The organism is Sphingomonas tagetis (assembly GCF_024211275.1).
Classification (GTDB): Bacteria; Pseudomonadota; Alphaproteobacteria; order Sphingomonadales; family Sphingomonadaceae; genus Sphingomonas; species Sphingomonas tagetis.
In genome coordinates this window covers 1-17363 of the sequence record NZ_JAMLDX010000015.1, presented here as the reverse complement: position 1 = coordinate 17363, position 17363 = coordinate 1, and the positions used below count along the sequence as shown (strand labels likewise).

At 62.8% G+C, this 17363-nt stretch carries 17 protein-coding genes and 3 pseudogenes; 12 read left to right on the top strand and 8 right to left on the bottom strand.

What is annotated here, in order from left to right:
- Positions 1-10: 10 nt before the first annotated feature.
- Positions 11-730 (top strand): GntR family transcriptional regulator, encoded by a 720-nt coding sequence (locus M9978_RS16970; RefSeq protein WP_254295261.1) that lies wholly within the window; start codon positions 11-13, stop codon positions 728-730.
- Between the two features lie 7 nt (positions 731-737).
- Here M9978_RS16970 and M9978_RS16965 read toward each other — a convergent pair whose 3' ends face one another.
- Both M9978_RS16965 and M9978_RS16960 read right to left on the bottom strand, forming a co-directional pair.
- On the bottom strand, positions 738-1943 hold the full coding sequence (locus tag M9978_RS16965; RefSeq protein WP_254295259.1) for an MFS transporter: 1206 nt from the start codon (positions 1941-1943) through the stop codon (positions 738-740).
- A gap of 77 nt (positions 1944-2020) precedes the next feature.
- Positions 2021-4243, bottom strand: coding sequence for a TonB-dependent receptor (locus M9978_RS16960; protein WP_254295257.1), 2223 nt, complete (start codon positions 4241-4243; stop codon positions 2021-2023).
- 283 nt (positions 4244-4526) lie between these two features.
- Here M9978_RS16960 and M9978_RS16955 point away from each other — a divergent pair, with 283 nt between their 5' ends.
- The 3 genes from M9978_RS16955 (at position 4527) to M9978_RS16945 (ending at position 6632) form a co-directional block, all read left to right on the top strand.
- A complete protein-coding gene (locus tag M9978_RS16955; RefSeq protein WP_254295255.1) occupies positions 4527-5036 on the top strand; it encodes a cupin domain-containing protein in 510 nt (169 codons plus the stop codon).
- A gap of 125 nt (positions 5037-5161) precedes the next feature.
- Positions 5162-6022, top strand: coding sequence for an alpha/beta hydrolase (locus tag M9978_RS16950; protein ID WP_254295253.1), 861 nt, complete (start codon positions 5162-5164; stop codon positions 6020-6022).
- On the top strand, positions 6003-6632 hold the full coding sequence (locus M9978_RS16945; protein ID WP_254295251.1) for a cupin domain-containing protein: 630 nt from the start codon (positions 6003-6005) through the stop codon (positions 6630-6632). Before M9978_RS16950 ends, M9978_RS16945 begins: the two co-directional genes overlap by 20 nt.
- Before the next feature lie 35 nt (positions 6633-6667).
- Here M9978_RS16945 and M9978_RS16940 read toward each other — a convergent pair whose 3' ends face one another.
- The 6 genes and pseudogenes from M9978_RS16940 to M9978_RS16920 all read right to left on the bottom strand — a co-directional run bounded on the left by M9978_RS16940 (position 6668) and on the right by M9978_RS16920 (position 11227).
- Positions 6668-7411: a GntR family transcriptional regulator gene (locus M9978_RS16940; protein ID WP_254295249.1), complete on the bottom strand. Its 744-nt coding sequence runs from the start codon at positions 7409-7411 to the stop codon at positions 6668-6670.
- Positions 7412-7440: 29 nt separating this feature from the next.
- Positions 7441-7797 carry a 3-hydroxyacyl-CoA dehydrogenase family protein gene (locus tag M9978_RS23410; RefSeq protein ID WP_367305112.1) on the bottom strand — a complete coding sequence of 119 codons (357 nt, stop codon included), beginning with the start codon at positions 7795-7797 and terminating at the stop codon, positions 7441-7443.
- Positions 7798-7921: 124 nt separating this feature from the next.
- Positions 7922-8380: pseudogene (locus tag M9978_RS23405) on the bottom strand (3-hydroxyacyl-CoA dehydrogenase family protein); the annotation flags it as partial.
- Positions 8381-8404: 24 nt separating this feature from the next.
- Positions 8405-9175 carry an SDR family NAD(P)-dependent oxidoreductase gene (locus M9978_RS16930; protein ID WP_302054071.1) on the bottom strand — a complete coding sequence of 257 codons (771 nt, stop codon included), beginning with the start codon at positions 9173-9175 and terminating at the stop codon, positions 8405-8407.
- A 22-nt stretch (positions 9176-9197) separates the two neighbouring features.
- Complete coding sequence (locus tag M9978_RS16925) at positions 9198-9974, bottom strand: SDR family oxidoreductase (protein WP_254295245.1); 777 nt, start codon at positions 9972-9974, stop codon at positions 9198-9200.
- Complete coding sequence (locus tag M9978_RS16920) at positions 9971-11227, bottom strand: acyl-CoA dehydrogenase family protein (protein WP_254295243.1); 1257 nt, start codon at positions 11225-11227, stop codon at positions 9971-9973. The genes M9978_RS16925 and M9978_RS16920 overlap by 4 nt, the downstream gene beginning before the upstream one ends.
- On the opposite strand from M9978_RS16920, the gene M9978_RS16915 reads away from it, so the two are divergent.
- The 8 genes and pseudogenes from M9978_RS16915 to M9978_RS16880 all read left to right on the top strand — a co-directional run bounded on the left by M9978_RS16915 (position 11226) and on the right by M9978_RS16880 (position 17244).
- Positions 11226-12488: a phosphotransferase gene (locus tag M9978_RS16915; protein WP_254295241.1), complete on the top strand. Its 1263-nt coding sequence runs from the start codon at positions 11226-11228 to the stop codon at positions 12486-12488. The genes M9978_RS16920 and M9978_RS16915 overlap by 2 nt on opposite strands.
- A 364-nt stretch (positions 12489-12852) precedes the next feature.
- The gene (locus M9978_RS16910) at positions 12853-13107 is read left to right on the top strand and encodes an AMP-binding protein (protein WP_254295239.1); all 255 of its coding nucleotides are present in this window, start codon (positions 12853-12855) and stop codon (positions 13105-13107) included.
- Positions 13100-13335 (top strand): annotated as a pseudogene (locus M9978_RS23400) (AMP-binding enzyme). Before M9978_RS16910 ends, M9978_RS23400 begins: the two are co-directional and overlap by 8 nt.
- 96 nt (positions 13336-13431) lie before the next feature.
- On the top strand, positions 13432-13644 hold the full coding sequence (locus M9978_RS16905) for a hypothetical protein (RefSeq protein WP_254295237.1): 213 nt from the start codon (positions 13432-13434) through the stop codon (positions 13642-13644).
- Positions 13614-14555, top strand: coding sequence for an acyl-CoA dehydrogenase family protein (locus tag M9978_RS16900; RefSeq protein WP_254295235.1), 942 nt, complete (start codon positions 13614-13616; stop codon positions 14553-14555). Before M9978_RS16905 ends, M9978_RS16900 begins: the two co-directional genes overlap by 31 nt.
- A 16-nt stretch (positions 14556-14571) precedes the next feature.
- Positions 14572-15414, top strand: coding sequence for an SDR family oxidoreductase (locus tag M9978_RS16895; RefSeq protein WP_254295233.1), 843 nt, complete (start codon positions 14572-14574; stop codon positions 15412-15414).
- 349 nt (positions 15415-15763) lie between these two features.
- Positions 15764-16310: pseudogene (locus M9978_RS23395) on the top strand (enoyl-CoA hydratase-related protein).
- A 124-nt stretch (positions 16311-16434) separates the two neighbouring features.
- Positions 16435-17244: an enoyl-CoA hydratase/isomerase family protein gene (locus tag M9978_RS16880; protein ID WP_254295231.1), complete on the top strand. Its 810-nt coding sequence runs from the start codon at positions 16435-16437 to the stop codon at positions 17242-17244.
- Positions 17245-17363 lie beyond the last annotated feature (119 nt).

The following is a 17363-nucleotide window of genomic DNA, read 5'->3' as shown; positions in this document are numbered from 1 at the left end:
GGGGTGCATAATGCAACGATTTTCCAAGAGACTCCCGCTTTGGCATCAGATTGCCGCGCTGCTGCGGTCGGAAATCCTGAGCGGCGGGCGCGGCCCAGGCGATTCGGTTCAGCCGGAACTCGAGCTGGCAAGGCAATTCGGCGTGAGCGTCATTCCGGTCCGGCAGGCGTTGCGCGTGCTGGAGGAAGAAGAGTTGATCGTCCGGCAACGCGGTCGCGGTACGTTCGTGAGCGAAGCTGCACGCGGTCGTCAGCAGGTCGTCACGCCAATCCAGCAATTGTTTACCGCGGAGTTCGAAAAGCGGGCGCAAGTATTGGAGCGCGGCATCGTGTCCACGCCACCGTCGCTACAGACGGTTTTCAGCAATCAGGTCGAGCTCGCTTTCGTAAAGCGACTGGCCTTCCAGGACGGCCGCCCATGGGTATACGGTACGCTCTATTTCGATAAGGAGTATGCGGCCGCGGTAACGACGCCGCTTCTGCGTCGCTTCCCGCTTTACCGGATCCTCGATGAGCAGTGCGGACTTCGCAGCACGCGGTCCCATTTCGACGTGATGGCCACGGGTGCTTCATCGGATTGTGCGCAGCATCTGGGCATCGATCCGCTTGCATCGGTGCTCTCGCTAAATTCCGTGACCTATGATGCGCATGGCCGTGCGATCGGCGCATTCAATCTGTATTTTCACGGTGATTCGTTCGTGTTCCGCTTCGACATGCCACATGACGATTAAATGCCGATCAGCGGTCGGTCGATTTCGGCTTCGCCTCCAGGTGATGTGCGGCCCGGAAGATGAAGGCCGCGCCCGCCGCATAGAAAACGGACATGGCAATCATTGCAAGGCCGAGTGCGCGCGCGCCGTGAGCCGGCGTCAGATGGTCACTCAGCAAGCCCGCAAGATACGGCCCCAATCCAAAGCCGACCAACACGCTGAGCGCGCCAGCCAGCGATGCGGCAAGCGCGCGCAATCGGTCGCCTGCGAGGTTCTGCACCATGCTATGCATCGGGGCTGCCCACAGCAGCGACAGAACCATATGCAACGCCAGCATCATCAGCGCCATGGTGAGATCGCGCGCGCCATACAGCAGAAAGGATGATGGAATTGCGGCGACGAAAGTCGCCGTCAACAGCCAGAGCGGCCAACGCGCATCCCTGCGGGCCAATAGATCGGAAAGCACGCCGCCGCCCAGCCCACCTGCGACATAGCCAAGCGCGCTGATCGTGCCATAGGCGGCACCGACTTGGCCGGGTGAGAGCGCGAATGCCCGCATCAGAAATGCGGGCGTCCAGGCGAGGGTCGCATAGACCGCAACAGATACCGTCGCATACCCGATGCACAACAGGCGAAAGGCCGGCACGCGCCATAACGCCGCAAGGTCGTGTCGCATCGAAGCCATGTCGGACGTTGCCGATAGCCCGGGAACGACCGGTTCGCGTATGACGAGCAGCACCAGCGCGCCGACTCCAATGCCCGGGATCGCCGCAACGACGAAGGCGGCGCGCCACCCGCAATGCTCCGCGACATAGCCGCCCACAGCGGCGGCGAGCGAAATGCCCAGGCCGCTTGCGACCGCGATCGCCGCCATGGCGCGGGCGCGCCACTGGGGCTTGGCATATGCCGAAGTCAAAGCATGGATCGTTGGCGACCCTCCCGCTTCGCCCACGCCCACGGCGAGCCGTGCCGCATATAGCGTCGCGAAGCTGGTTGCTGCGCCGCAAAGCGCCGTCGCGATCGACCAGAAAAGGAGACTGACTCCGAGCACGCTAACGCGGCGGGATCGGTCGGCGTAGAAGGCGATCGGAATGCCCACCACACTGTACACAAGCGCAAAGGCCAGACCGCTCAGCAGCCCGATCTGGCCATCGCTCAGCCCCAGTTCCAGCTTGATGCCCTGAACAAGGATGCCGATCAGATTGCGATCATAATAATTGAGCACCGTCGCCATCGCCAGGATGGCGATGACGACGATGACATAGCCTGATCCATGGTCGCCGCCATTTGCAGGATCGGCCCGATCAGCCATCAGTTCGCCCCGAACTTGAACCCGAGCCGAACCCCGAAGGTACGCGGCGCGCCAGGCGTCTGGATGGGTGTCGCGGGAATTGCCAGCGCTTCGACCAGATAGCGCTTGTCGAAAAGGTTCTTTGCCCAGAAGGCGAGCGACCAGCGATCCTCAGGTGCATTCCATACGATCTGCGCGTTCGCCAGCGCATAGCCCGGTTGCGAAAAAAAGTTGTCCTGTTCGAAAAAGAATTTAGACTTGTATGACAAGCTGACCGAAGCATCGACGCTGCTGCCGTCCTTCAAGTCACCATTATACGCCAAGGTTGCATTGGGCGTGAAGGCGGATGACATCGGCAGACGATTGCCAGCGCAATTGCGCACCGCGCTTGTCGTGCCGCCTACGCTGGGCGGGTTTACGGTCACCGTCGGACAGAGCGGATTGCGTGTGAACTTCGCATCGAGATATTCTGCGCCGCCGCTGATCTTGAAGCCTCCGCCGATCGCCACCTGCATATCGACATCAATGCCCCAGCCCCGGGCATCGCCTGCATTGGTGAAGGTCGTGATAACGGAATTTGGCAGGAATGCGCGAAGCTGAAGGTCCGTGACGTTGTAATAAAAAAGCGAGGCATTGAGCTGAACACGGCGATCGAAGAAGCGCGTCTTGAGGCCGGCCTCGTATGAGTCGACATTCTCGGGGGTCAGCGCTGATGCCGCGGGCGCTGCTACGCTGAACACGCCGGACTTGAACCCCCGCGAATAGGACAGGAATCCGAGCACATCCGGCGCGAAGTCATGATCGATCGAAGCTTTGTAGGTGATCTCGCCATAGCTGGCGCGTTTCGGGTTCACGACGGTCGTCGGCGCGCCGTTCAGCGGACCTGTAAAGCCTTCGATCTCGCGTCGGTCCGCAGTGTAGCGCAGGCCCCCGGTCACACGCGTCTTCTCGCCGAGCGGGATGGTGACCTGCGCAAAGGGCGCGATCGATCGCGTCTTGATGCGGCTGCTGATGACGGATCCCGCGGGCACGGCCGGCCCGGTTTGCGTCTGACGAAACTGGCTGCGCTCATCCAGATAATAGAGGCCCAACTGCCACGCAATCGCCGACCCGCTCGGCGACGCCAGGCGGATTTCGTTCGTAAAGGTGCGATCGGGTTGCATCGAATCGAAAAATTGCCGGTTGACCGGCGTCATATCGATGTCCTGGAAATAGTTGGTTCGCGATGTCTGATACGACGCGATGTTGATGAGCGTTGCCCATGGCAATTGATAGGTCAGTTTCGCCGAGCCGCCAGTCGCGCGGCCCCGCGTTCCATAGGGATCATTGGTGTTGATATCGTAGGTGCCGCAATTCGTGCACACATAGGTTGACGGGGTCACGCCCGGAATGCGGACGACGGCGCCCGGCACCATGGTCGTCGCTGCATTCGTCCGGAAGAAGCTGCTGTACCAGCCAGCAAAGATTATCTCGAGGTCCTCGGTCGGTTGAAAGCGCAATTTCGCGCGCAGGCTGCTTTCCCACCCCTTGCGGAATTCGGAGCCGTCGAAAAGGTTACGGCCCCAGCCATCGTTCTGGATGCTGTAATATCCGGCGACGTTCAGCGCCACGGAATCGGAAAACGGCAGGTTGATATAGCCATGGGTCGTCCCGGTTTCATAGCTGCCGATACCGAAGTCGGCGTCGACCGCGGGGCCGGTGAACCTGGGATCGCGCGTGTGAACGGCGATGACGCCACCACTGGAATTGCGACCGAACAGTGTACCTTGTGGCCCCTTCAGCACTTCGATCCGACTGATGCTGTTCAGCAGGAAGCTGCTCCCGACCGGCGTGGGTTGATATACATCGTCGATATAGGTCGCCACTTCCGATTCAAGTCCGATCTGCGCGGTGGCGGTTCCGAGGCCGCGGATGAACGGGGCGGGGTTCACGAGCTTCTGGTCCATCGTGAGGCCAGGCACCAACTGCTGCAGATCGATCGCCGAGGTGATCACCGCATTCTGGAGATCTTCAGCGGGCAAGGCGGTGACTGTGATCGGGACTTTCTGCAGGTTTTCCTCACGCCGATTGGCAGTCACGACGATATCGTTGAGGCGATCGGCATCGTCCTGTGCAACCGGCTTTTCATCGGCCGCCGTTTGCGCAAATGCTTGCGCATGGCATGCCATGGCGCACGCCAAGGCCCCCGTGCGCACCATCCAAACGACGCGCCACGTGCGGCGGCTCGAACTATCGTGCAACATATCCCCTCCTCCGAAATGACGTGGAGCATGTGCCCCATCTTTCATGGTTGGTCGGACCGCAGGTCGGTTCCTGAATGCATCTCGACCGTTCAGCATCGGTTCGGACTGCGTCGCCGATAACTGATAAACGTATATCTACATACGTCTTTCAATCGCTGTCAATCCTGTCTATTGAGCGTTTGAGACCGCAGTGCAGGATGCAGCTCGGAAGATAGCTGCGCAGCATCTGCGGCGGGTTTGCCCGAGGCGATACGGGCGGGTCGTTACATGTGGAGAGCGATGGATGCCAAGTCAGGTTTATAGCGGATCTATTTCGGACCTTCCTCGCGAAACGCGGTTCGGCAACCGGTACCACCGCACCGGGTTGGTGATGGATTCGGCCAATATGAGTTTCCTGTGGCTGGAGCCGGATGCATTCGGCGACGCGCTCGATGGGGACGGCAATCCGCTGTGTCATTCGCACCCATTCGACATGTTTCTGTACGTGATCGACGGCGCGGTGGACTTTCTGGTCGATGGCAAATGGCATCACCTCGATCGCGATCATTTCATTTATATTCCCGCTAACGTGTCGCACGGCGGTCGACCATCCGGTGGCCAGAAAGTCCGTTTGATGGAGTTCTTTGCACCCATCCGAACCGACTATCTCTACACGGCGGAGCATCAGCTTGCGCTCGGTCAGGCGGCGCGTGGATCCGACGGCTCACGCGTCGACGAGCGTTCGACTCGCGAAGCGTATGCGGCGATGGCGGATTCGGCCGTGCAGCAGCGCGGGGAAGGGGCGGCTGAGTGACCGCGGCTGCCGCGCAGGCGTCGCGATGGGGCCATTTGCTCGACCCGCAGCTTGCGGCACTCGCAGAATTTAGACCGCGTTCGACGGCGCTCGCGACGGCCCCGTCGGCGATGATCGAAGCGCTCATGGCGAAGCCGGTGCCAGCGGCTGAGGATGTCGAGAAGCACGAAGTGTTCATCGACGCCAGCCAGCCGGACCGTCAGGTGCGATGCCTGATCTATCGGCGCAAGGCCCGCACCGGGTTGAACCCGGTCATCCTGTACATGCATGGCGGTGGTTACCTGCAGGGATCGGCAGAGATGGGCGAGGCGTCGCATCTCCACCTTGCACGGGAGCTAGATGCGCTCGTGATCTCGATCGACTATCGGCTATCACCGATGACTCGCTTTCCCGGCGCACTGGAGGATTGCTATGCGGCGCTGCGCTGGGTCTATTGTCAGGGTGGCGCTTGGGATGCGGATTTGTCCCGCGTCATGGTCAGCGGTGCGAGCGCGGGCGGCGGACTGGCTGCCGGGCTGGCGCTGCTCGCCAGGGATCGAGGCGAGTTTCAGATCCACTTTCAGCATCTGATCTATCCGATGCTGGACGACCGCAGCGGCATGCCGGGTGTCGCGCCGGCGTGTACCGGGGAATATGTGTGGACACCGGAGGCTAACGTGTTCGCGTGGCAATCGTTGCTGGGCGACGACCCCGCGTCGATGTCGCCATCGCCCTACGCCGCGCCTGCACGGGCAACCGACGTTTCAGGCCTGCCGCCGGCTTTCATCGCCTGTGGTGCCATTGATCTCTTCATCGTCGAGAATGTTGCATACGCGCGGAAGCTGATCTGTGCCGGCGTGCCCACTGAACTGCATGTCTATGCAGGCGCGCCGCACGGTTTTCACCTGATCGGCGAGGCTGACGTGACTAGATCCGCCAATCGCGATTCGTTCAATGCACTGGCGCGCGCCGCGGGCGTCCGCGAACATGACCGTCGAGCCGCATAAAAGGAGTGAAGTGACGATGAAAATCTGGATATCGGCAGCATTACCCCTTGCCGCGATCGTATCTGGAGCTGGGTCGACACCCGCGATCGCGCAATCGGGGGCGAATCCGATCGATGCCCCATTGCCCAAGATCATCGAATATCCCGAGGGGGCCAAACCGCCGCCGCCTGAGGCACCGTTAGCCAAGGATGGAACAGGCATGATCTGGTCCGGCGAAAAACTGCAACAGGCTTTCGGCGGCAACGTCGATGTCCTGCGTGGCGGCATCTATGCCGCGAGCACTGAATATCGATTGATGCTGGTTCAGCGGCCTTATCTCGACGCGGGCAAGGTCGGTGCGGAATTCCATCAGGATCATACCCAGATCTATTTCATTCTGGCCGGCAGTGGAACCGCGGTTCTTGGCGGTACGCCGGACGTCTGGCGCGATGGAGGCGATGGGCACCGGTTCTCCGATGCCGGGCCGCTGAAGGGCGGGACAAGCCGCCCTGTCAAAGCCGGTGATATCATTCTCGTACCGCCCTCAACTTGGCATCAGACCTTTGCGGATAAGGGCAGCTCGCTGAATTATCATATGGTCCATATCTATACCCGTCGACGATTGCCTTGAGGTCAGTCGGCAGGCAGGCGGCGAAGCATCACGGATCAGAGGTAGGCGTCGCCGCTCGGCAAGGGGGCGGGATCGGGTTCGAACGCGCGATCGGGCAGCGCGTAAACCCGGTCCATCGTCTTTCGGACATGAGTACGACCAGCCTGCTCGGCCAGCGTCGGCTCACCCGACAGAACTGCGGCGTGCAATTCAGTGTAATCGCCCATCACCGTTGAATCCGCGGCCCTGTCAAATGATCGCAGCTGGACCCGCATGATTTGTACCTGAATGTCCGGGAATACCCGGCGCAATTCGTGATTGTCGGATGCGGCGACCAGAAAGCGGTAGTAGCTTTCCCTGGCCGCCAGGAAGCGATTGAAATCGACCTCCGCCGCGATCCGACACATCTCGGCGTAGCGTGCACCGAGGCCGTCGCGGATCGCCGTGGACGCGACGGCAGTCGCGGCGCCCCGCGCCGCCAGGCCGAGCAGCACCTCAACGACCTCAAGCACGCCGGTGACTTCGGTGCGGGACAGCCTGCGGACCTGCGCGCCCTTGTGGGGCTGGATCGTCACGGCACCCGTCGATGCCAGACGCTGAAGCACCTCGCGGATCGTGCCGCGTCCAACGTCAAACTCGCGCATCAAATCCGGTGCCGCCAACCGCTGCCCAGGGACGTAGCGTCCCTCGTAAAGCGCGCGCAAGATACTTCGGTACACACCCTCGAACGGCGTCATCCCGGCATCCGCTTCATCGCGGCCAACAGTTATTCGCGCGTTCAAAACAAGATGCTCACTCATGGGGCTGACCTGGGTCACGGATCCAACTTCTAAACGTCTGCGATCGTCGCTGACAATGTCGTTGAGGCATGCGCGGCAGATCGCCGCCTACGGGCGGTGTCGCGTATGCGGGAGGGTATGCCGACAGGGGCAGGGCGTGTCGGCTTGCCCTTGCCGCCGCCATAGCCGGCGCGCACACGCTGCTTGAGCAGCGGGGGCGGGCGGAAGCGTTCGCTATAGGATTCCTGCATGATCTCCTGCGCCTGCACGCACAGGTTCGACGTCACCGCGTCCATCAGTGCGAACGGGCCGATCGGATGACCCAGGCCAAGGCGACAGGCGGTGTCGAGATGCTCGGGCGTGGCGACGCCTTCCTCGACCAGTTTGAGCGCTTCGATGATGAACATGTGCAGCATGCGATTGACGGCGAAACCGGCGATATCCTTGACGCGGATCGGCGTCTTGCCGATCGCGGTCATCACTGCCATCGCCGCGTCGGTGGTCGCATCGGTCGTCGAAGCCGGGAATGACCTCGACCAGCTTCATGCGGGAAACCGGCGAGAAATAATGCGTGCTGATGAAGCGCGGACGCCGCTCGACCCACAGTTCCGCAGCCAGCGTCGAGATGGGGATGGTCGAGGTATTCGATGCGATCAGGCAATCGGCCCCCCAGATGCCGTCGAGCGCCTTGAGCACCGCTGATTTCACCTCGATCGTCTCGAACACCGCTTCGGTCACGATGTCGCGGTCGGCGAAGGCCGTGAGGTCGATGGTCGTGCGGATGCGGGCCAGCGTCGGATCGACCCCCTCGGCGGTATAGAAGCCGCGCCCCACGCCCTTTTCCATCAAGGTGCGCAGGCGGGTCAGCGCGCGGTCGAGGCTGGCCTGGTCGCGATCGTTCAGCAGGACGTCGTGACCGGCGAACGCAAAGACGAGCGCGATCTCGGCACCCATCAATCCCGCGCCGACGAGACCGATTTTATTTTTCAATTCATGTCTCCGGTCCGATCAGAATCACACACCGCCGACGGTCACCGTCGCGCCGCCATCGACGATGATCGTCTGGCCGGTGACGTAGCGGGAGGCGTCGGACGCTAGGAACATGGCAGCCCCGGCGATCTCGTCGGGTTCGCCGATCCGGGCCAACGGCGTACCGCTGAGCGCCCGAGCGAGATTGGCCGGATCCTCCCAAAGTGCGCGGGCGAAGTCGGTCTTGATCAGGCCGGGCGCAATGCAGTTCACGCGCACTCCGCTAGCCCCATATTCCACCGCCAGATTGCGGGCGAGCTGGAAGTCGGCAGCTTTCGAGATGTTGTAGGCGCCGATCGTTGGCGAGCCTCGCATCCCACCCATCGAAGAAACAAGGATAATGGAGCCGCTGCCACGGTCGATCATTTCGGGTGCGACCAACGTCGTCAGCCAATGACTCGACAGCAGGTTGTTGCGCAGGATCTTTTCAAACTGCTCGTCGGTGATCCCGGCCATCGGACCATAATACGGATTGGAAGCCGCGTTGCAGACCAGAATGTCGATGCTGCCGAGCACCGACCGCGCGCGATCGACCAACCGTTCCAGATCGCTTTTCGTCCCGACATTGGCGGCGATCGGCGTAGCCCGGCCCGCGCCGCGTGCGTCGATCGCGGCGGCCACTTGGTCACAAGCGGGTTGCTTGCGGGAGGAGATGATGACGTTGGCCCCATGTGCCGCCAGCGCTTCGGCGATCGCTTTGCCGATGCCGCGCGAAGAGCCGGTCACGATGGCGCCTCGACCGGAAATATCGAACATTGGAATCGTCATAGGTGCTGCCTCACATTGCTGAAATGCCGCCGTCGAGCTTGAGCTCGGCACCGGTCATGAAGCGACTTTCGTCGGATGCCAGATAGACGACCGCATGCGCGACCTCGTCCGCTTCACCCAGGCGACCGAGCGGCACTTGCTTGGCAAGCTTGGCTATCACCGTCGCCTCGTCGCGGTCGCCGACCAGATCGTTGAGGATCGGCGTCTTAATGAAGGTCGGGTGGACTGAGTTGCAGCGGATGTCCCATCCGCCGCGCGCGCAATGCAGGGCGATCGACTTGCTGAGCAGCCAGACCGCCGCCTTGGTCGCATTGTAGTTGGCGAAGTTGTGGGAGGCGATCAGACCCGCAATCGACGAAAGGTTGACGATCGATCCCGGCTGGTGCTCGCGCATCAACGGCAGCGCCGCCTTCGTCCCCAGAAAGACGCTATCGACATTGACCGCGCCGCCGTGCCGCCATTGTTCGAGCGTGAAATCCTCGATCGAGCCGGTCAGCACGATCCCGGCATTGTTGACCAGCACGGAGAGGCCGCCCAGCTTCTCGCCGGCCAGTGCGATCATGCCTTGCCAATCCGCCTCGCTCGCGACGTCATGTCGGGCCGCATAGGCCGTGCCGCCTCCAAGTTCGGCATCGATTGCCGCAGCCGTTGCGATCGCGCCATCCTCGTTCAGGTCGGTGAGCAGCACGCGCGCGCCTTCGCGCGCCAGGGCATGTGCCGTCGCGGCCCCAAGGCCTTGCGCTGCACCCGTGACGATCGCTTTCTTGCCGGCCAGCCGTCCGCTCACGCGTTGAAGCCCTCGGGGCACGGCCACAGCCCTTCGCGCGCCATTCGGTCCGCCTCGTCAAGCGCCAGCACATCGGCATGGCCGCCGGTCAGGTCGGGATCGACGCCGCGATAGCGCTTGATCTCGAGCCGGCCGATCTGGTTGCGATGCACCTCGTCGGGTCCGTCGGCGAGCCGCAACAGACGTGCGGTGGCGAAGGCGGCGGTGAGCAGATGGTCGTTGCAGGTGCCGCCGCCGCCGAACATCTGGATCGCCCAGTCGATCACCTGTTGTGCCATCAACGGCGCGGCGACCTTGACCATCGCGATCTCGCGGCGCGCTTCCTTGTTGCCGACGGTGTCCATCATCCACGCTGCTTTCATCGTCAGCAGGCGGGCCTGGTCGATCAGGATGCGCGCCTCTGCGATACGCTCCAGCGTGATGGTCTGATCGGCCAGCGTCCTGCCGAACGGTGTGCGCAGATCGGCGCGGCGGCACATCCGTTCCAAGATGCGCTCGCACAGGCCGATCAGCCGCATGCAGTGATGGATGCGGCCCGGCCCGAGGCGGCCCTGCGCGATCTCGAACCCGCGACCCTCGCCCAGCAGCATGTTGGTCGCCGGAATGCGGACATTGTCGAACGCCACCTCTGCCGCGCGATCGGGGACGCCATAGAATCCCATGACCGGAAGCGAGCGGATCACGCGCACGCCGGGGGTTTCACGCGGGACCAGGATCATCGACTGGCGGCGATAGGGATCGTCACCTTCGGGCTGGTTCTTGCCCATGAAGATGATGACCTTGCACGCCGGGCTGGTCGCGTTGGTGGTGTACCATTTGCGGCCGTTGATCACATATTCGTCGCCGTCACGGACGATCGAGCTGCCGATATTGGTCGCGTCGGACGATGCGGCTTCCGGTTCGGTCATCGCGAAGGCGGACCGGATTTCGCCGTCCAGCAATGGCTTCAGCCATGCCGCCCGCTGTTCGGTCGTGCCGTAGCGCAGGATCGTTTCCATATTACCGGTGTCCGGGGCGGAGCAATTGAACACTTCCGGCGCGAAGAGACTGCGGCCCATGATCTCGCACAGCGGCGCGTAATCGACATTGGACAGGCCGGCCGGATCCTCATGGATAGGCATGAACAGGTTCCACAGTCCGGAGGCGCGCGCCTTCGGCTTCAGCTCCTCGACGATCGGATATACCACCCATGGGCCCAGACGCTCGGCCTCAAGATAATAGCGGCGTTCATTCGGATAGATGTGTTCGGACATGAACGCCTTCAGGCGTTCGGCCAGTTCACTGCTCCGCGCGCTTGGTTCGATCACCCATCCGCTCCCAAATCTTCTTGAAGATCGTCCTACTATATCGTACGAAAGAAACAAGCTAAAAGGGGAAGGCGTGACGGCCGTTGCCGGTCAGCGGATGGAGAGGCGAGTGGCGATCAAGGCCAAAAGCGACGACGTTGAGCATGGCGAAGCGCTGCCGGCAGCGGTCGAGCAATGGTTGGCGACCCATGTTGCTGGCTATGAAGGCCCCGGCACGCTCCACAAATTCGGCTTCGGGCAGTCCAATCCGACCTACCGCCTGCGGGCGGCATCGGGCGACTATGTGCTTCGCCGCAAGCCGTTCGGGCCGTTGTTGCCCAAGGCACATGCGATCGAACGCGAGTTCCGCGTGCTCGACGCACTGCGCGACAGCGGCGTGCCCGTGCCGCGCGTCCATTGCCTGTGCGAAAACGTCACGCTGCTGGGTGCCGCCTTCTATGTGATGGATTTTGTCGAAGGGCGAATCTTCTACGACCAGCGGCTGCCCGGACTGGACGCCGGCGAGCGCGCCGCGATCTTCGACGCGATGAACGCCGCCGTCGCGAGTCTGCACAGTGCGGACCCGACACAGATCGGCCTGTCCGACTATGGTCGTCCGGAGCGCTTCTTGGAGCGACAGGTCCAGCTGTGGACGCGCCAATATCGTGCCAGCGAGGGCGAGCGGTGCGAGGCGATGGAACGGCTGATCGAATGGCTGCCGCAACATCTGCCGTCGGATCAACTGCCGCGCATCTTTCACGGCGATCTGCGGCTGGACAACATGATCTTTCATCCGACCGAGCCGCGCGTCATCGCGCTGCTTGATTGGGAACTATCGACGATCGGCGATCCGCTGGCCGATTTTGCGTATCATGCGATGGCGTGGCGGGTTGGGGCGGACCTCTTTCGCGGTTTCGACGATCTTGATCGGCCGGCGCTCGGTATTCCTCAGGAGGACGAGTATGTCGGCCGCTATTGCGAGCGGACGGGTCTCGACCGCATCGACCACTGGAACTTCTACCTCGCCTTCAGCCTGTTCCGCGTGGGCGCGATCCTGCAGGGCGTGTGGAAACGGGCACAGGACGGGCAGGCGAGTGCGGTGGATGCCGGCGTCGTCGGGGCCAAGTCGCACCCTCTGGCCGAGATCGGATGGCGCATCGCCCAGGGCGATCCGCCATCCGAGTCGCAACTGGCCGTTAGACAAGACCGGGAGAACGGACGGGCATGAACTCGACGACCCGCATCGTGAAGGCAGGCGTGGCCACCACGTCCGCGCCGCAACAGGAATCACCGACGTGCTGAGCACGTTCCGCGCTGCGGCGCATGCGCGTGGCCCGCATCCGGCGTTGCTCTATTTCGATGGCGCGGTGACCTATGACGAGCTGGATCGAGCCAGCGATGCATTAGCGGTCTAGCTCGCGGCGCGCGGGGTGGGACGCGGAGACCGCGTCGGCCTGGTGCTCCAGAACGTGCCGCAGTTCGTGATGAGGATGGTTGCGACCTAGAAGGTTGGTGTCATTCCGCTGCCCGGCAATCCCATGTGTCGGCGGGGCGAACTCGCGCGCGTTTTCGGGGATTATGAGCCCTCCGCTTTGCTGTGTCAACACGACAGCCCGATCGATCCGAAATCGGGCGCATTGTCGATCGGTATCGTCATGCGCAATACCGAGGCCAAGGTCGTCGGCGACGACGGGGAAGAGCTGCCGCACCGCGAGACGGGCGAACTGGTGATGCGCCGCCCTCAGATCTGCGTCGGCTATTGGCGCAAGCCGGAGGAGACGGCCGCTACGCTCCGCGACGGCTGGATGCACAGCGGCGACGTCGCCTTCCAAGACGAGAATGGCTGATTCTACCTTGTCGGTAGAGGACGCCATCTATCGGCATCCTGCGATCCGCGAAGCGGCTGTCGTGGGGTTGCCGACGCGTATCGAGGAGAGTCGGCCAAGACTTTCGTCTCGCTGAAGCCCGGCGCGACGCTCGAACCGCGCCCTCTGATCGAGCACTGCCGGGGCGAGCTGGCCGGATACAAGGTGCCGCGACAGGTCGAGATCTTGTCCGACCTCCCAAGACCGTGACCGCACGATCCAGCGAAGGGCGCTGCGCGTACCCGAGACGCTTGACCCTGACGGATCGTCGTGCAAAAACGTATGACGATAATGACGGATCTCAGGATGGTTATCGACAAGCGCGACATCAATATCCTGTTTGATTGGCTCGATCTCGACGGATTGCTTTCACGGCCGCAATTTCCCCAGCGTGACCGGCAGGTGGTCGACGTGGTCGTCGAGCTGACGGCGCAGATCGGCAAAGCCGAGTTCGCGACCCATCTTAGCGCCTCCGACCTGGCGCGGCAGTGCAGGGACTGCCGCAGATGTTCCAGATGATGAACGAAGTGCGGATTTCGGTTGGTCTGGCCGCCGCGATGCTGGCCAACCGAGGCTATATCATGTCGCGCGATTATGCGCTCGAACGTACGCAAGGGCGACCGGCGGGCGTGACGGGTGGTGGGCAGCGGCCGATCATCGAGCATGCCGATGTGCGCCGGATGCTGATCGCCCAGAAGGCGATCGCGCAAGGTGCGCTGGGGCTGGTAATGTTCTCGGCGCGGTTGCTTGACGACGAGAATACGGCGGAAACGGCCGAGGCGCGTGAGGCGGCCTCCGCTCTGCTCGCGCTGCTGACCCCGGCGACCAAGACCTGGCCATGGGAATGGGCGCAGCATTCGCTCCATCTGGCGCTGCAGATCCATGGCGGCGCTGGATACACACGCGATTTCGAGATTGAGCAGCTCTATCGGGACAATCGCCTGAACCCGATCTATGAAGGTACGACCGGCATCCAGGGTATCGATCTGGTCAGCCGCAAATTGCGGAGCGACCGAGGGGCTGCCTTTGCGCGTCTCGCCTCGGACATCCGCGAGACCATTGGTCGGACGAATTCTCGATCGCAGCTTGGGCAGGTCGCGGACGGGGTTCAGCGGCAGTTGCATCTGTTCGAGCGGGCCGTCGCGATGCTGCTTGCCGAAGCTGACGAACGCAAGGCGCAGGCGCATGGCACCACGGTGCTGACGGCATTTGGGCATCTTGTCGTCAGGTGGCTCTGGCTTGATCAGGCGTTGGCGGCCGAGGCGCTCGCCGCTGCTGGCGATGCGCTTTTCGAGCGATCGTTCCTTGATGGCCGCATTGGCGCCTGTCGCTATTTCGCGGAGGTGGAGCTGCCGCAGGTGGCGGTGTGGCTGGGGGCGGTGCTGACCGGCTCGACGCTGGTGCTCGAGGCACCGAGCGACGAATTCTAACGATGGGGAGGGAGCGATGATGCTCACGGGTAAGACGGTTTTCATCACCGGCGGCAGTCGCGGCATCGGACTTGCCATCGCTGAACGCGTGGCACGCGATGGCGCGAACGTCGTGATCGCGGCGAAGACCGCAGATCCGCATCCCAAACTCCCAGGTACGATCTACACTGCCGCCGAAACGATCGAGGCAGCGGGCGGCAAGGCGCTCCCGCTGCTGTTGAATGTGCGCGACATCGACGCGATCGAGGCCGCGGTGGCACAGGCGGCGCAGCATTTCGGCGGAATCGATATCTGTGTGAACAATGCCTCGGCAATCAACTTGGCGACGACCGAAGATATCGAGGTCAAGCGCTTCGACCTGATCCAGCAGATCAACATGCGCGGGACGTTTCTGGTATCGCGGACATGCGTGCCGCATCTTCGCCGGGCCGCCAACCCGCATGTCCTGTCGCTGTCGCCTCCGCTGACGATGCGCGCCGACTGGTTCGCGCAGCATCTGCCCTACACGCTCAGCAAATACGGCATGTCGATGGTGATGTACGGTATGGCCGAGGAATTTCGCGACGCCGGGATCGCGTTCAACGCGCTGTGGCCGCGTACGACGGTGGCGACCGCCGCAGTCGAGTTCGCCCTCGGTGGTGAAGCGCTGATGCGGCGATCGCGCCGGCCGGAGGTCATGGCTGACGCTGCCCACGCGATTTTCCTGCGCGATGCCAAGGCCTATACCGGCAACTTCGTGCTGGATGACGACGTGCTGCGCGAGGAGGGCGTCACCGACTTCGGCAGCTATCGCTACGATCCGCTTTCCGATCTCGAGATCGACATCTTCGTTGCCGCCGATGGTAACGCCATTCCGTGATGCTCGAACCGGGCCGGGCCGCAACGCACAACCCGCGATCCGTGCCGGCCATGCCGTCGAGCGCGCCACGCGCGTGGCCTTGGGCATCGCGAGCGCATCCGAAATTTTCTGAGCAAAGGGTACAACCCATGAACGTCGTCACCGTCGAAATTGCCGCGCCGCATGTAGCGCTGATCACCATCCGCCGCCCAGCGGCGTGTAACGCGGTTGATGGGGCTGTCGCCCGCGCGTTGGATGCCGCGGTCAAGCAGATCGAACTCGACCCGCATATCTGGAGTGCCGTGTTGGCCGGCGAGGGGGCGTCGCCTTTTGCGCCGGGGCCGACCTTAAGGAAGTTGCGGCTGGTCGCATGCAGGATCTGTTCACCCGCGACGGCCAGTTCGCAGGCTCCGTACAGCATCACCGGCGCAAAGTATGGATCGCGGCGGTGGATTGTTACGCGATGGCCGGCGGCTGCGAAATCGCGCTGAGCTGTGACATGATTGTCGCGTGGGAAAATTCGGTCTTCGCGCTGCCCGAAGTGATGCGTGGCCTGATCGCCGCTGCCGGCGGAGTGTACCGTCTTGTCCCGGCCATGCCGCGCGCGATCGCGATGGAATTACTGGCGACCGGAGACCGGCTGAGCGCGCAGCGCGCGGCGGAACATGGTCAACGGCGTGACGCGGTCGGGCAAAGCTGTCGAAGGAGCGATCGAGTTGGCGGTGAAGATCGCGGGGAAAGCACCAATCGCAGTGCGCGAGAGCCTTGGCGTCGCGCGACGCGCCTTCGGCATGGCCGACGAGGCATTGTTCATGCTCGGGCTCAAGGCGCAGGACCGCATCCTGCAAACCGAGGATTTTGCGGAGGGTCCACGAGCCTTCATCGAAAAGCGCGCGCCCAACTGGAAAGGGCGGTGACGTTCGCAGCGTCACAGCTTCCCATGCCGCGTTCGACGGGAGCCGGTGGCTGCGCGGCGGGCAGCGCATTCGGATCGATCCGTCGGCACGCAATCAGGACCAAAAAACAGTGAGGCACCGTACGATGAGCTTTCCGAAGTTTGACACATTGCGGCTGGAACGCGAGGGTGCCGTCGCCGTCCTGTCTTTAAACCGCCCGGACGTCGGCAATGCCATCAATCTGGCGATGGCCCGCGACCTGCTGCTGGCGGCGATCGCATGCGATCAGGATCAGGCGATCGGGGCCGTGCTGCTTCGAGCGGACGGGCCGATGTTCTGCGTCGGGGGTGATGTCATGGCCTTCGCCAATGCAGGCGATTCAGTGGGGACGCTTATTCTCGAAGAGATCGCTTTCCTTCACGCGGCGGTGTCCCGTCTGCTGCGGATGGACAAGCCGCTCGTGGTTGCGGTGCATGCCCCCGCTGCCGGTGCGGGCATGAGCCTGGCAATGATGGGTGACATCGTGATCGCCGGACAGGCAGCTAACTTCACGATGGCATATACGCGGATCGGACTGAGCCCCGACGGGGGCGCGAGCTGGCTGTTGCCGCGTCTGGTCGGTCTAAGGCGCGCGCAGGCATTGATTTTCGAAAACCAGAAGGTCTCGGCGCGCGAGGCAGTCGAAATCGGCCTCGTGACGCAGGTCGTCGATGATGCATCGCTCATGCAAGTGGCCTTGGACGGGGCGACGCGCCTGGCGCATGGTCCGACCGGCGCCTTTGCCGCTACCCGCGACCTTCTGCTGGGCAGCTATGGCGAGAGTGTGGAAGTCCATCTGGAGCACGAGGCGCGACGGATCGCGAACAACATCATGTCGGCCCATGGTCAGGAGGGCGTGGCGGCCTTTGTCGAAAAGCGGCAGCCTGTCTTCGACTCCGAGACGACCCATCGCTAGGGTCAGGATCTGTAATTTGCATCCGCTTGGCGGTTGTCCCTTGAGGGTCTCAAGGATCTGTCCGCACTCGCCGGCCTGAGGGTCGGTGGTGCTGTATCGGGTCTCACAAGGCCGTACGT